Below are 12,343 nucleotides of genomic sequence, written 5' to 3'. Positions count from 1 at the left end.
TGTCTGCCGCCGTGCGCCAAGGGGATAGCGTCGGCCTGCCTCCAGGGGCCCTCCCGCGCCATGCGATCCTGCAAAGGGTCGTGGCCGCCTGCGCGCTGCTGCTGGGCATCGGCGCGCTGCCGGCGGCGCATGCCGCCACGCTCTACCGCTGCACCGGCAGCGGCGGCGAGACCGTCTTCAGCAGCAGCACCGCCGGCTATGCCGGCTGCAGGCGGCTGGGCTCGTACGCGCCGTCGGGGCGCCGCGCGCCGCCGGTTGCGCGGAAAGCCGAAGCCTCGCTGGCGGCGGTGCGCGGCTCGGTCGAAACCACCGCCCGGCCCACCGCCCCGGCGTCGCTGGACGGGGTCGAGGGCTCGGTGCAGACCACCGCCCGGGCGCCGCTGCCGCGCAAGACCCTGTTCGCCGACGTGCAAGGCTCGGTGCGGACCTCCGCGCGGATGGTCGAGCTGGTATCGACGGCCCCGACGCCGGCCGGCGTGCCGGGGCGCTGGAGCTACAGCGAATCGCGCGCGCAGCCCGATCCCGCGGTGGCCGCGGCCGCCAGCGGCGCGGCCGGCGACCGCGTCCTGCGCGGGGCGGTCTACCGGGTCGTGCGCAAGGACGGCAGCGTCGAGTACACCAACCTGCCGCCGGCCGCGCAGCGCGGCCGCGCGGTGACCATGCTGTTCAGCTACATCTCCACCTGCATGGCCTGCAACCTGCACTCGCCGATCAACTGGAACAGCGTGCGGCTGAATTTCGATGCGTATGCCGCCACGATCCGCGCGGCGAGCGTCGAGTTCGGCGTCGACGAGGCGTTCCTGCGCGCGATCATCCATGCCGAAAGCGCCTTCAACCCCCGCGCGCTGTCGATCAAGGGCGCGCAGGGGCTGATGCAGCTGATGCCGGCCACGGCGGGCGACATGGGCGTGCTGGACGCGTTCGACGCCGACCAGAACATCCGCGGCGGCGCGCGCTACCTGGCCTTGCTGCTGCGCAACTTCGGCGGCGACGAGCGGCTGGCCGCGGCCGCCTACAACGCGGGGCCGGCGGCGGTGCAGCGCTACAACGGGGTGCCGCCCTATGCCGAGACCCGGGTCTACGTCGAGCGCGTCGGCGCGCTGCGCAAGCGCTACGGCGCGGCGGCGCACCCCTCGCTGGCGGCGGTGAAGCCGGCAGCGCGCATTGCCGGCGACCTTTAGCCGGCCTGTCTGAGGGATCAGCCGTCCAGCGCGCTACTGCCGAGCATCGGCGGGCGCTGCGCGATGGTGACCTCGCTGTGGAACGGGGCGCCGTTGCGCAGGCCGGACACCTGCACCTTGCTGCCCGGCTGCAGCGCCGCCTCGTGCCGGCGCAGGTCGGCCGGGTCGAGGATGTCGTCGGTGCCGATGCGCAGCAGGATGTCGTGCGGCTGGATGCCGGCCAGGGCCGCCGGGCCGCCGGGGTAGACGTCGGTGACCTGGGCGCCGCGCGCGGCGGCGGGCAGGCCGCTGTCCGCCGCGACCGGCACGAAGGCGTAGTCGGCGCCCATCCAGCCGCGCACCACGTGGCCGGTGGCGATCAACTGGTCGAGCACCTTCTTGGCATTGTCGACCGGGATGGCGAAGCCGATCCCCTCGGCGTTGGCGGCCTTGCCGATCAAGAGGGTGTTGATGCCCACCAGCTCGCCCTCGGCGTTGACCAGGGCGCCGCCGGAGTTGCCCAGGTTGATCGCCGCGTCGGTCTGGATGAAGTCCTCGGGGCTGCCGCTGCTGAGCTGGCGGCCGATCGCGCTGACGATGCCCATCGTCACGGTCTGGTTGAGGCCCAGCGGGTTGCCGATCGCCAGCACCACGTCGCCGGCGCGCACCGCGTGCTGGTCGGCGATGCGGATCACCGGCAGGTTGCCGGCCTCGATCTTCAGCACGGCCAGGTCGGTCTCCTCGTCCGCGCCGACCAGGGTGGCCTTGGCGATGCGGCCGTCGTACAGCAGCACCTGGATGTCGTCGGCGTTGGCGATCACGTGGTTGTTGGTCAGCACGTAGCCCTCGGCGCTGACGATCACGCCGGAGCCGAGCACCTGCTGCGGGCGCTTGTAGGCGGGGCCGGTCGGCAGGCCCCCGAACAGGCGCTGCAGGACCGGGTCGCTGTACATCCGCACGGCCTGCTCGGTGACCATCTTGTTGGCGTAGATGTTCACCACCGAGGGCGCGGCGCGGGCCACCGCGTCGGCGTAGGAGGCCGGCCCGCGGCCGGCCGGCGCGGTCGCGGCGGGCGCCTGGGCGGCCGGGGCGAGCCCGAAGCGCGCGCGCAGGCGGTCGCCGCTGCCCGGCCAGAACAGGCCGACCACGAACGCCACGGCCAGTCCGAGGACGACGAAGCGGGCGACGAAGGCGAGCAGGCCGGCGGCATCTTTCATAGGCAGTGATTTCTTGACCAGACCATGGGCGGCGCCGCCGCGGCGGGGACCACGGGCAGCGTGGCGGGACCATGGCTTCCCCCGTGGGGTTTGATTGTACGGGGCAGGCCCTGACGCTACACTAACGCGATTTTTGCAGGCACCGATAGCCTGCGTCTCAATGGCATTGCAAGTACCGGAGAGCCTGATGGCGAACGAAGTCGTCGATCACGGCCGCCGCCGATTCCTCACAGCGACCACCGCGGTGGTCGGTGGCGTGGGGGTCGTTGCGGCAGTCGTGCCCTTCATCAAGTCGTGGGAACCCAGCGCGCGCGCCAAGGCCGCCGGCGCTCCGGTCACCGTCGATCTCTCCAAGATCGAGTCGGGGCAGCAGCTGATCGTGGCGTGGCGCAGCCTGCCGGTGTTCGTGGTCAACCGCACCAAGGCGCAGCTCGATGCGCTGCCGTCGGTGGACAGCCGCCTGGTCGATCCCAAGTCCGACCAGGGCTCGGCCGACCAGCAGCCGAAGTACGCGCAGAACGAGAACCGCTCGATCAAGCCGGAATGGCTGGTGGTGGTCGGCATCTGCACCCACCTGGGCTGCGTGCCCGACTACGTGCCGGTGATCAAGCCCGAGCCGTTCGATCCCGACTGGAAGGGCGGCTTCTACTGCCCCTGCCACAAGTCGCGCTACGACATGTCCGGCCGCGTCTTCAGCGGCGTGCCGGCACCGAAGAACCTGCAGGTGCCTCCGTACCATTTCGTGGATGACAAGACCATCCAGATCGGCGTCGATCCCAAGGAGGCCGGCTGATGGCTAACGTCTTCACCAACATCGGCAACTGGGTCAACGAGCGCGCGCCGAACATGATGCCGGCGTACCGCAAGCACATGACCGAGTACTACGCGCCGAAGAACTTCAACCTCTGGTACTACTTCGGCTCGCTGGCCATCCTGGTGCTGGTCAACCAGATCGTCACCGGCATCTTCCTCACCATGAACTACAAGACCAGCGCGGCGGAAGCGTTCGCCTCGGTCGAGTACATCATGCGCGACGTGGAGTGGGGCTGGCTGATCCGCTACATGCACTCCACCGGCGCCTCGCTGTTCTTCGTGGTGGTGTTCCTGCACATGTTCCGCGGCCTGATGTACGGCTCGTACAAGAAGCCGCGTGAGCTGGTGTGGATCCTCGGCATGCTGATCTTCCTGGTGCTGATGGCCGAAGCCTTCATGGGCTATGTGCTGCCGTGGGGCAACATGTCGTTCTGGGGCGCCAAGGTGATCATCTCGCTGTTCGGCACCATCCCGGTCATCGGCGACACGCTGGTGCAGTGGATCATGGGCGACTACATCCCGGCCGACGCCACGCTCAACCGCTTCTTCGCGCTGCACGTGATCGCGCTGCCGCTGGTGCTGCTGCTGCTGGTGGTGCTGCACATCGCCGCGCTGCACGAGGTGGGCTCGAACAACCCGGACGGCGTGGAGATCAAGAAGGGCCCGAAGGGCAACCGCTGGGACGCGCTCAAGCCGGCCGACGGCATCCCGTTCCACCCGTACTACACGGTGAAGGACCTGGTCGGCGTGGGCTTCTTCCTGATGATCGCGGCGTTCATCATCTTCTTCGCGCCGACCTTCGGCGGCTGGTTCCTGGAGCACGACAACTTCATCCCGGCGAACAACCTGGCGACGCCGTCGCACATCAAGCCGGTGTGGTACTTCACCCCGTTCTACGCGATCCTGCGCATGATCCCCTCGTTCTTCGGCACCGCCGTGTGGGGCGTGCTGGGCATGTTCGGCGCGATCGCGGTGCTGTTCGTGCTGCCGTGGATCGACGCGGGCAAGGTCAAGTCCATCCGCTACCGCGGCACCGGCTACAAGGTGGCGCTGGGGCTGTTCGTGGTGTCGTTCTTCATGCTCGGTGCCGTCGGCGCGGGCATCACCGCCGAGGTGATTCCGGAGTGGTTCGGCAATGTCGACGTCACGTTCTGGGAGAACCTGTTCGGCCGCGCGATGACCCTGCTGTACTTCGGGTTCTTCGTGTTCCTCTGGTTCTATACACGCCTCGGCTGGGAAAAGACCAAGCCGGTTCCGGAACGGGTGACGATGCATGACTAAGCGGCAGCTCCACATGAAGCACTACATCTTCTCGCTTGCGCTGGCGTTCGGCCTGCTGCTGGGCAGCGCATCCGTCCAGGCCTCGGAAGAGGGCGGGCTGCCGCCGGCCGGCACCAGCGTGAGCGACCAGGCTTCGCTGCAGCGCGGCGCCCGGCTGTTCTTCAACTACTGCGTGGGCTGCCACTCGCTGAAGTACGTGCGTTATTCGCGTATCGCCGAGGATCTGGGCCTGTCCGAGCAGGAAGTGATGCAGAACCTGAACTTCACCGGCGCCAAGTTCGGCGAGACGGTGGTTTCGCACATGCCGGAGGACTCGGCCAAGCAGTGGTTCGGCAAGGCACCGCCGGACCTGTCGCTGGAAGTGCGCGCGAAGACCGCCGACTGGGTCAACGCCTACCTCAACTCGTTCTACGTCGATCCGAGCCGCCCGGTGGGCTGGAACAACTCGGTGTTCCCGAACGCCTCCATGCCGTTCCCGATGTGGGAGCTGCAGGGCGTGCAGACCGCGGTGAAGAAGCCGGGCAGCGAGGATGAGATCGAGAAGCTCGAGCTGTCCTCGCCGGGCAAGATGACCCCGGAGCAGTACCGCCAGGCCACGCGCGACCTCACCAGCTTCCTGGAATACGTCTCGGAGCCTGCCGCGTTGCAGCGCCAGAAGTACGGTATCTGGGTGCTGCTGTTCCTGGCCGGCTTCAGCCTGCTCGCCTATATGCTCAAGAAGGAATACTGGAAGGACGTCCACTGAGGACGCCGTCCGGTCATGATGGGCAGGGTGGCGCCTGGCGCCGCCCTGCCGGTTGATGGGGAGACCATGCATGGTCCAAAGCGCTCGTTCGCGTGCCGTACTCACCCTGTACACCACCGCCGATGACATCCAGTGCCATCGTGTCCGGCTGGTGCTGGCCGCCAAGGGTGTCAGCTACGAGCGGGTGCAGGTCGACCCGGCCCGTCCCCCCGAAGACCTGATCGACCTCAATCCCTACGGCAATACGCCAACCCTGGTCGACCGCGAGCTCAGCCTGTACGACACCGCGGTGATCTGCGAGTACCTGGACGAGCGTTATCCGCATCCGCCGCTGATGCCGATCGACCCGCTGTCGCGCGCACGGCTGCGGCTGGCCGCGGTGCGCATCGAGCGCGACTGGCTGCCGGAAGTGGATGCCATCCGTGCCGGCGGCCGCCCTGCGGACGCGGCGCGCAAGCGGCTGCGCGAGCAACTGCTGGCTTCGCTGCCGCTGTTCAAGGCCGCGAAGTTCTTCCTCAACCCCGAGATGAGTCTGATCGACTGCCTGGTCGCCCCGGTGGTCTGGCGCCTGCCCTGGCTGGGCGTGGAGCTGGGCCGCGAGGGCAAGCCGATCGTCGACTACGGCGAGCGCCTGTTCCACAGCCAGGGCTATGCCCGCAGTCTCACCGCCGAAGAAAGGGCCATGCGGCCGCAATGAACGACGAAGCCGTACCGATGACCTCCAACCGCCCCTACCTGCTGCGGGCGATCTACGACTGGATCAGCGACAACAACCTCACTCCCTACGTGCTGGTTGACGCCACGGTCGACGGCGTGCGCGTGCCGCCGCAGGTGGTCAAGAACGGCCAGGTGGTGCTCAACCTGGCGATGCGTGCGGTGGCGAACCTCGACCTGGGCAACGAGTGGATCAGTTTCCAGGCGCGCTTTTCCGGCGTCAGCCAGGCGATCCACATCCCGGTGCAGGCGGTGCTGGCGCTGTACGCGCAGGAAAACGGTCAGGGCATGATGTTCCCCGCCGAGGAAGGAGGCGACGCACCGCCGCCGCCGTCCCCGGAGCCGGACGGCACCCCGCCGGTTCCTCCCGGCGACGACGACGGCGACAAGCCGCGCCGCGGCACGCCGCACCTGCGCGTGGTGAAATGACCGGCCGCCGGCCTGCGCCGGTGGCGGAAGAAGCTCACTGTCCCTTGCGCTCGTCGCGGAACCGGCGCAGCGAGATGACGTTGTCCGGCAGCGGGCGGGAGTCCGGTTCGTCGGGCGCCCCGGCGGCTGAAGGGAGGCCGGACGGATGCTCGATGGGCGGATGTTCCGCCGGTCCCGATTCGAGGGTGGGCAGGCTCAGTCCGCTCATTGCGCCGCCGGCCATCCAGATCCGGCCGGGCTGGCGGTCGTCGCCGTCCACGCTCACCTCGAAGCCGTAGCAGCGCTCCAGCTTCAGCCCGTCGCGGCGGCGCAGGCGCAGGCCGCGCAGGCCCACGCTCTCGTCCAGCAGTTGCAGGCCGTGGCGTTCGCACTGCCGGCGCGCCTCGGCCACGGCATGCTCGCGCGCGCGGATCAGCTTCAGCCACAGGCCGACGAGGGCGCCGAACGCGAGCAGCAGGAAAAGGTCGCCGAATTTACCCATCGCGGCAGTGTGGGTACGCGGTCGGGCGTACGCAAGCGGGCGCCGGGAAGGTGGCTCAGTCCAGCCGCAGGCGCAGCGAGAGGTCGACGGCGCGCACGTGCTTGGTCAGTGCGCCGACCGAGATGAAGTCGACGCCGGTGCGTGCCAGCTCGCCGATGCTGTCCAGGTCGACGTTGCCGGAAACCTCCAGCGGAACCCGCCCGGCGGCGAGGGCCACGGCTTCGCGCATCAGGTCCGGGGTGAAGTTGTCCAGCATGATCCGGTCGACCCCGGCGGCGATCGCCTGGCGCAGCTCGTCGAGGTTTTCCACCTCCACTTCCAGCAGCAGGTCCGGATGCCGGAGGCGGGCCGCCGCGACCGCGGCGTCGATGCCGCCTGCGGCGATGATGTGGTTTTCCTTCACCAGGATCGCGTCGTACAGGCCGATCCGGTGGTTGTGGCCGCCGCCGCAGCGCACCGCGTACTTCTGCGCCAGGCGCAGGCCGGGCAGGGTCTTGCGCGTATCGAGCACGCGCACCGCGGTGCCGGCGACGGCGGCGACGTGCGCGGCGGTGATCGTCGCGGTGCCGGACAGCAACTGCAGGAAGTTCAGCGCCGAACGCTCCGCGCTGACCAGGGCCCGCGCGCGGCCGCGCAGTTCGCAGATCACGCTGCCGGCCGCCACGCGCTCGCCGTCGGCGACCTTCCAGTCGATGCGCACGTCCGGGTCGAGCTTGCGGAAGCAGGCGTCGAACCAGGGAATGCCGGCGATCACCGCGGACTCGCGGGAGGTCAGCGCGGCATGCGCCTGGGCGTCGGCGGGCAGCAGGTCGGCGGTGGCGTCGCCGCTGCCGAGGTCCTCGGCGAAGGCGCGGGCGACGTCGGCGTCGATCAGCGGGGGGGCGGGCGGGTCGAGCGCAAGCTTGGCAGTCATTCGGTATCCGTGTCATCGGCCGGGGCCGCCTGGCTGAGGCGGCCGACGATGGCATCCAGGGCGCGGTCGAACAGCGGTTCGGAGGCGAGCACGCGCGCGCTGCCGGCGGCCAGCGCCGCGGCCAGCTCGTGCGGCGCGTAGTCGGCCACCTTGAGGCCGCGGCGGTTGACGAACAGGTAGCGGCCGCTCATCGGGCTGATCCACGACAGCTTGGCGCGCTCGTTCGCATCGCCGGTGGGGCAGAACTCCAGCCAGGTGCCCGGCTTCAGCGCGGCCACCTGCTCCAGTTCGGGCAGGTCCTGCGGTGGGTTGGCGAGCTGCTCCGCCTCGGCGGCGATGACCGGCGCCTCGGCCTCGACGATCGGCTGGATGCTGTCGGGGATCGGCAGCGGTGCCGCTTCCTGGGGCGTATCTTCGACGACCTCGCCGAGCTGCTGGCGGTAATAGGTGTGCAACTGGCCCAGCAGGCGCTCGATGTCGCTTTCCTGGAAGGCGACGTTGGCCAGCCCGCGGCGCAGCGCGCGCTCGATGCCGGGCAGCATCTGCCGAAGCTGGCGCTGGCTCTCCGGGTCGCGGGCCGGCCGGGTGCTGGCGATGAATTCGTTGATGAAGCGCAGCGCCTCGGCGAATTCCGTCGACTCCTCGCCCTGGCGCAGGATCGTCAGCACGAGGTAGTTGGCCCAGGCGCGGGCCAGCACGCCGTGGACCAGCGGCGGCAGGGTCTGCCCGCCGATGCGGTCGAGGATCTCGCGCGCGGCGCGGCGGCGGGCCTGTTCCAGGCGCTCGCGGCCGCGGGTGGACTCGGCCACGCGCTGCTCGGCCAGTTCGGCGCGGCGGCGGCTGAGGTCGTGGAACTCCTGCAGTTCCTGGCCGAGCCGCTCGAAGATGCCCATGTCGTCGTCGAAGTCGTGCAGCAGGCGGTCGACGACCGACTTCACCTTTTCGTGGACGCGGTGGTCGCGGTCGGATTCGGCCGACCAGCCCTTGGCCAGTTCCGCGAGGCTGTCCAGCAGCCGGCGGGCCGGGTGCTGGCGATGGGCGAACAGCCGGCGATCGATGATCGCGGCCTTCAGGTAGGGGATCTGCAGGCGTGCGAGCAGCACCTGCATCTCGGCCGGCAGGTTGCGGTCCTCGAGGATGAACTCGAACAACATGCCGACCAGGTCGATGGTGTCTTCGTCGATCGTGGCGACCTGGCCCGGACGTTCGCCGCGCAGGGCACCGAGCTGGCTGAGCAGGTGCTCCTTCAACTGGGCCACTTCGCGGTTCAGCGCCGCGGTGTCCAGGTCCTGCACCGGCAGCGGGCCGCTGGCGAGCTGGCTCTGCAGGACGCTGAGCGCGCCCAGCAGCTCGTTCGCCGTGGGAATCGACATCGAGCCGGCGATCGCGCCTGTCTCGCCGGCCGGGTGGCGGCGGGCGTTGAACAGGCTGCGCAGGGTCTGCAGCAGGTCGTCGGAGACCTCGACCGCCTCGTCGGCGCCGGGCGTTCCCTCCGCGCCGCGCGGGGCGCCGTCGCCGACCGCCTTGGCCGCACCGCCGCGGACGATCTCGTGGCGTAGCTGCGGCAGCACGCCGGCGCGGATCAGCTCGGCGTTGACGTCCTGGTAGAGGTCTTCCAGCGCGGACAGCACGTAGCGGTCGAACAGCTTGTAGATGATTAGCTTGACGCGCATGTCCGCGGTCAGCTCGCGCATCGCCTGGCGGAAGGCCTGGGCCAGCGCGGCCGGGGCGATCGGGTTGTTCGCCTCGTCGATCTTGAGGCCGCCGCAGATCACCGACAGCCGCTGGTTGACCGCGAACAGGTCGCGCGCCAAGCGCGATTCGTTCTTGCCGATCATGCTGGTGATCGCCAGCGACTCCTCCAGCTCGTTGTCGGCCACCAGGGCCAGCTCGATCGGGCCGCCGGGCAGGGCTTCCGGCGCGGCCTGGCGCTGGCCCATGGTCATGTCGGCCAGTTCGCGGTTGACCTGGGTCAGGTAGTTGCGCTCGACCGCCGGGCGGCGCTTGCGCACCTCGCGCATGCCGTCGAAGTAGTGCATCTGCGCGGCGTTGTTCTCGGCCTTCTCGGCCAGGTCGAACAGGGCGTCGTCGACGTGCTCGAACATGTTGCCGAGCAACTGCTGCAGGCGGCGCCCGGCCACGCCGCGCACGGCGTTCAGCAGGTCGCCGACCCGCTGGCTGGAAGGATCAAGCCGCTGGCTCAGGTTGACTATCTTGGATGGCTCACTGGCTTCTTTCACCGCCACACCCCTGAAGCGTGCCGTCTGCGATCGCGGACAAAACGCCGTCCGACGCCTGACGATAAGCGAAAAGGCATGACCATGTCATGTCGCGCCAGGGTCGAACGGCTCACATTTGCGGACCGGAAACGGCCGTGGAGCGCCATTTCCGTGGATACGGGCCGCCGCTCAGGCGGCCGGCGGGAAATCGCGCAGCTGCACCGTGCCGATGCCTTCCTCCGGCAGCATCACCGGGATGCCGTCGTCGATGCGGTAGATCACCTTGCGGTCGGTCGTGATCAGGCCCTCGCCCAGCCGCTGGCGCACCGGGGCGCCGGCCACCGTGTCCACCTGGCCCTGTTCGATGGCGGCATTGAGCGCGTCCAGCTCGCTCTTGCCGAGCAGGCGGACGGGAGTCTTGCTGACCGGGCAGCACAGGATGTCGAGCAGGCGCTTGTCCATGGAGCGGATCGTGCCGGAATGCGGAAAGCCCGTACAATAGCCTTTTTGGAATGGCGGGACCATGACTTCGACTGCCAAATCACCACGCGTCGGCGTGGTAATGGGCTCGCGCTCGGACTGGGAAACGATGGAGCACGCGGCCGGCGTACTCGACGAGCTGGGCGTGCCGCACGAAGTGCGGGTGGTATCCGCCCACCGCACGCCGGACCTGCTGTTCCGCTACGCCGAGGAAGCGGCGGCGCGCGGGATCGAGGTGATCGTCGCCGGCGCCGGCGGCGCCGCGCACCTGCCGGGCATGCTGGCGGCCAAGACGCGATTGCCGGTGTTCGGCGTGCCGGTGCAGTCGAAGGCGCTCAACGGCATGGATTCGCTGCTGTCGATCGCGCAGATGCCGGCCGGCATCCCGGTCGGCACGCTGGCGATCGGCCGCGCCGGCGCGGTGAACGCCGGGCTGCTCGCCGCGGCGGTGCTGGCGCTGCACGATCCCGCGCTGGCCGACGCGCTGGACGATTTCCGCCGGCGCCAGACCCAGGGCGTGCTCGACCGGCCGGACCCGCGCACGTGAGCGAGCGCCATCAACCCGTACTGGGCATCCTTGGCGGCGGCCAGCTCGCGCGCATGCTGGCCCTGGCCGCCGCGCCGCTGGGCGTGAAGACCCTGGTGGTGGACAGCGCCGCCGACGCCTGCGCCGGCCAGGTCGCGCCGTTGGTGGTGGCCGACTGGACCGACTACGCGGCGCTGGAGGATTTCGCGCGCCGGGTCGACGTGGTCACCTTCGATTTCGAGAACGTGCCGGCCGAGACGGCGCACTGGCTGGCCGGGCGGGTGGCGGTGTTCCCGGCGCCGCAGGCCCTGGCGGTGGCGCAGGACCGGCTGGCCGAGAAGACCCTGTTCCGCGAATGCGGCCTGGATACGCCCGCGTTCATGGCGATCGAAACCCGGGCCGACCTGGACCGCGCGCTGGCTGCCATCGGTGCGCCGGCGGTGCTGAAGACGCGCCGGCTCGGCTACGACGGCAAGGGGCAGTTCCGGTTGCGCGCGCTGGCCGACGCCGACGCGGCCTGGGCCGCGCTCGGCGCGCAGGCGAGCGCGCACGGGCTGATCCTCGAGGCCTTCGTGCCGTTCGAGCGCGAGCTGTCGGTGATCGCGGTGCGCAGCCGCGACGGCGATTTCCGCACCTGGCCGCTGACCCAGAACTGGCATACCGACGGCGTGCTCTCGCTGAGCCTGGCGCCGGCGCCGGACGTGGGGGCCCTGCAGGCGCGCGCGACCGACCTGGCCCGCACGCTGGCCGAGCGGCTGGGCTACGTGGGTGTGTTCGCGCTGGAGCTGTTCGTGAAGGACGGCGAGCTGCTCGGCAACGAGATGGCGCCGCGCGTGCACAACTCCGGCCACTGGACGATCGAGGGCGCGCTGGCCAGCCAGTTCGAGAACCACGTGCGCGCGGTGCTGGGCCTCCCGCTCGGCGACATCTCCGCACGCGGGTCGTCGGCGATGTTCAACTGGATCGGCGAGCTGCCCGATGCCACGCCGGTGCTTGCCGCGGCCGATGCACACTGGCACGACTACGGCAAGCAGTCGCGGCCGGGGCGCAAGGTGGGGCACGCCACCGTGTGCGCACCGGATGCGCACCAGCTCGCGGCGAGGCTGGACGCGGTGGCGCAGGCGCTGGGGCGCGGGGCGCAGGTCGCGCCGGCGCTGCAGGTCCTGAAGGACCGGTAGGCGCGCCCGCATCCGGTGCGTCGAGGACAAACAAAAGGCGGAGCCGGCAACGGCTCCGCCTTTTGTTTGTCGATGGGCCTGCCTGGCGGCAGGCGTCGCGGTCAGGCGAGGTTCTTCGCCGCGAAGTCCCAGTTGACGAGGTTCCAGAACGCCTCGAGGTACTTCGGGCGGGCGTTGCGGTAGTCGA

Annotated in this window: 14 protein-coding genes; 8 read left to right on the top strand and 6 right to left on the bottom strand. The window is 69.9% G+C overall.

The genetic code is table 11. The features are described from left to right. Window positions 1-80 precede the first annotated feature (80 nt). A complete protein-coding gene (locus tag ASG87_RS17060) occupies window positions 81-1,181 on the top strand; it encodes a lytic transglycosylase domain-containing protein (RefSeq protein ID WP_235499678.1) in 1,101 nt (366 codons plus the stop codon). A gap of 17 nt (window positions 1,182-1,198) precedes the next feature. On the opposite strand, the gene ASG87_RS17055 is transcribed toward ASG87_RS17060, so the two are convergent. Then, window positions 1,199-2,377 (bottom strand): trypsin-like peptidase domain-containing protein, encoded by a 1,179-nt coding sequence (locus ASG87_RS17055; protein WP_056008008.1) that lies wholly within the window; start codon window positions 2,375-2,377, stop codon window positions 1,199-1,201. A gap of 187 nt (window positions 2,378-2,564) precedes the next feature. Here ASG87_RS17055 and petA point away from each other — a divergent pair, with 187 nt between their 5' ends. From petA to ASG87_RS17030, 5 genes are all read left to right on the top strand, one after another. Next, complete coding sequence (gene petA / locus ASG87_RS17050; RefSeq protein WP_056008005.1) at window positions 2,565-3,170, top strand: ubiquinol-cytochrome c reductase iron-sulfur subunit; 606 nt, start codon at window positions 2,565-2,567, stop codon at window positions 3,168-3,170. Next, the gene (locus ASG87_RS17045) at window positions 3,170-4,471 is read left to right on the top strand and encodes a cytochrome bc complex cytochrome b subunit (protein ID WP_056008002.1); all 1,302 of its coding nucleotides are present in this window, start codon (window positions 3,170-3,172) and stop codon (window positions 4,469-4,471) included. Before petA ends, ASG87_RS17045 begins: the two co-directional genes overlap by 1 nt. Before the next feature lie 13 nt (window positions 4,472-4,484). Beyond that, window positions 4,485-5,216, top strand: coding sequence for a cytochrome c1 (locus ASG87_RS17040; RefSeq protein WP_056007999.1), 732 nt, complete (start codon window positions 4,485-4,487; stop codon window positions 5,214-5,216). Window positions 5,217-5,286: 70 nt separating this feature from the next. Next, a complete protein-coding gene (locus ASG87_RS17035; protein ID WP_056007996.1) occupies window positions 5,287-5,913 on the top strand; it encodes a glutathione S-transferase N-terminal domain-containing protein in 627 nt (208 codons plus the stop codon). A 17-nt stretch (window positions 5,914-5,930) separates the two neighbouring features. Then, window positions 5,931-6,359, top strand: coding sequence for a ClpXP protease specificity-enhancing factor (locus ASG87_RS17030; RefSeq protein WP_056009046.1), 429 nt, complete (start codon window positions 5,931-5,933; stop codon window positions 6,357-6,359). Between the two features lie 34 nt (window positions 6,360-6,393). Here ASG87_RS17030 and ASG87_RS17025 read toward each other — a convergent pair whose 3' ends face one another. From ASG87_RS17025 to ASG87_RS17010, 4 genes are all read right to left on the bottom strand, one after another. Further along, window positions 6,394-6,840, bottom strand: a complete 447-nt coding sequence (locus ASG87_RS17025) for a DUF3301 domain-containing protein (RefSeq protein ID WP_056007993.1) — start codon at window positions 6,838-6,840, stop codon at window positions 6,394-6,396. Window positions 6,841-6,895: 55 nt separating this feature from the next. Continuing rightward, a complete protein-coding gene (gene nadC / locus ASG87_RS17020) occupies window positions 6,896-7,753 on the bottom strand; it encodes a carboxylating nicotinate-nucleotide diphosphorylase (RefSeq protein ID WP_056007990.1) in 858 nt (285 codons plus the stop codon). Continuing rightward, window positions 7,750-9,993 carry a DUF1631 domain-containing protein gene (locus tag ASG87_RS17015; RefSeq protein WP_056009043.1) on the bottom strand — a complete coding sequence of 748 codons (2,244 nt, stop codon included), beginning with the start codon at window positions 9,991-9,993 and terminating at the stop codon, window positions 7,750-7,752. The genes nadC and ASG87_RS17015 overlap by 4 nt, the downstream gene beginning before the upstream one ends. Window positions 9,994-10,161: 168 nt before the next feature. Then, a complete protein-coding gene (locus ASG87_RS17010; protein WP_056007987.1) occupies window positions 10,162-10,434 on the bottom strand; it encodes a Trm112 family protein in 273 nt (90 codons plus the stop codon). A 61-nt stretch (window positions 10,435-10,495) separates the two neighbouring features. Here ASG87_RS17010 and purE point away from each other — a divergent pair, with 61 nt between their 5' ends. Together purE and ASG87_RS17000 are read left to right on the top strand one after the other, a co-directional pair. After that, on the top strand, window positions 10,496-10,999 hold the full coding sequence (gene purE, locus ASG87_RS17005; protein ID WP_056007984.1) for a 5-(carboxyamino)imidazole ribonucleotide mutase: 504 nt from the start codon (window positions 10,496-10,498) through the stop codon (window positions 10,997-10,999). Continuing rightward, window positions 10,996-12,156, top strand: a complete 1,161-nt coding sequence (locus ASG87_RS17000) for a 5-(carboxyamino)imidazole ribonucleotide synthase (RefSeq protein ID WP_056007981.1) — start codon at window positions 10,996-10,998, stop codon at window positions 12,154-12,156. Before purE ends, ASG87_RS17000 begins: the two co-directional genes overlap by 4 nt. Window positions 12,157-12,257: 101 nt before the next feature. On the opposite strand, the gene ASG87_RS21105 is transcribed toward ASG87_RS17000, so the two are convergent. Beyond that, the coding region (locus tag ASG87_RS21105; RefSeq protein ID WP_326937910.1) for a Fe-Mn family superoxide dismutase at window positions 12,258-12,343 on the bottom strand (86 nt) is incomplete at its 5' end.

The organism is Frateuria sp. Soil773 (genome assembly GCF_001428405.1).
GTDB lineage: Bacteria > Pseudomonadota > Gammaproteobacteria > Xanthomonadales > Rhodanobacteraceae > LMSL01.
The sequence above is the reverse complement of the archived record's forward strand: the minus strand, read 5'-3'. Positions and strand labels throughout refer to the sequence as shown.

What these genes read in the sequence shown, in the direction of transcription:
- ASG87_RS17055 (WP_056008008.1), bottom strand. Translation starts at nt 2,377, where the DNA reads ATGAAAGATGCCGCCGGCCTGCTCGCCTTCGTCGCCCGCTTCGTCGTC.
- petA (WP_056008005.1), top strand. Translation starts at nt 2,565, where the DNA reads ATGGCGAACGAAGTCGTCGATCACGGCCGCCGCCGATTCCTCACAGCG.
- ASG87_RS17045 (WP_056008002.1), top strand. Translation starts at nt 3,170, where the DNA reads ATGGCTAACGTCTTCACCAACATCGGCAACTGGGTCAACGAGCGCGCG.
- ASG87_RS17040 (WP_056007999.1), top strand. Translation starts at nt 4,485, where the DNA reads ATGAAGCACTACATCTTCTCGCTTGCGCTGGCGTTCGGCCTGCTGCTG.
- ASG87_RS17035 (WP_056007996.1), top strand. Translation starts at nt 5,287, where the DNA reads ATGGTCCAAAGCGCTCGTTCGCGTGCCGTACTCACCCTGTACACCACC.
- ASG87_RS17030 (WP_056009046.1), top strand. Translation starts at nt 5,931, where the DNA reads ATGACCTCCAACCGCCCCTACCTGCTGCGGGCGATCTACGACTGGATC.
- ASG87_RS17025 (WP_056007993.1), bottom strand. Translation starts at nt 6,840, where the DNA reads ATGGGTAAATTCGGCGACCTTTTCCTGCTGCTCGCGTTCGGCGCCCTC.
- nadC (WP_056007990.1), bottom strand. Translation starts at nt 7,753, where the DNA reads ATGACTGCCAAGCTTGCGCTCGACCCGCCCGCCCCCCCGCTGATCGAC.
- ASG87_RS17010 (WP_056007987.1), bottom strand. Translation starts at nt 10,434, where the DNA reads ATGGACAAGCGCCTGCTCGACATCCTGTGCTGCCCGGTCAGCAAGACT.
- purE (WP_056007984.1), top strand. Translation starts at nt 10,496, where the DNA reads ATGACTTCGACTGCCAAATCACCACGCGTCGGCGTGGTAATGGGCTCG.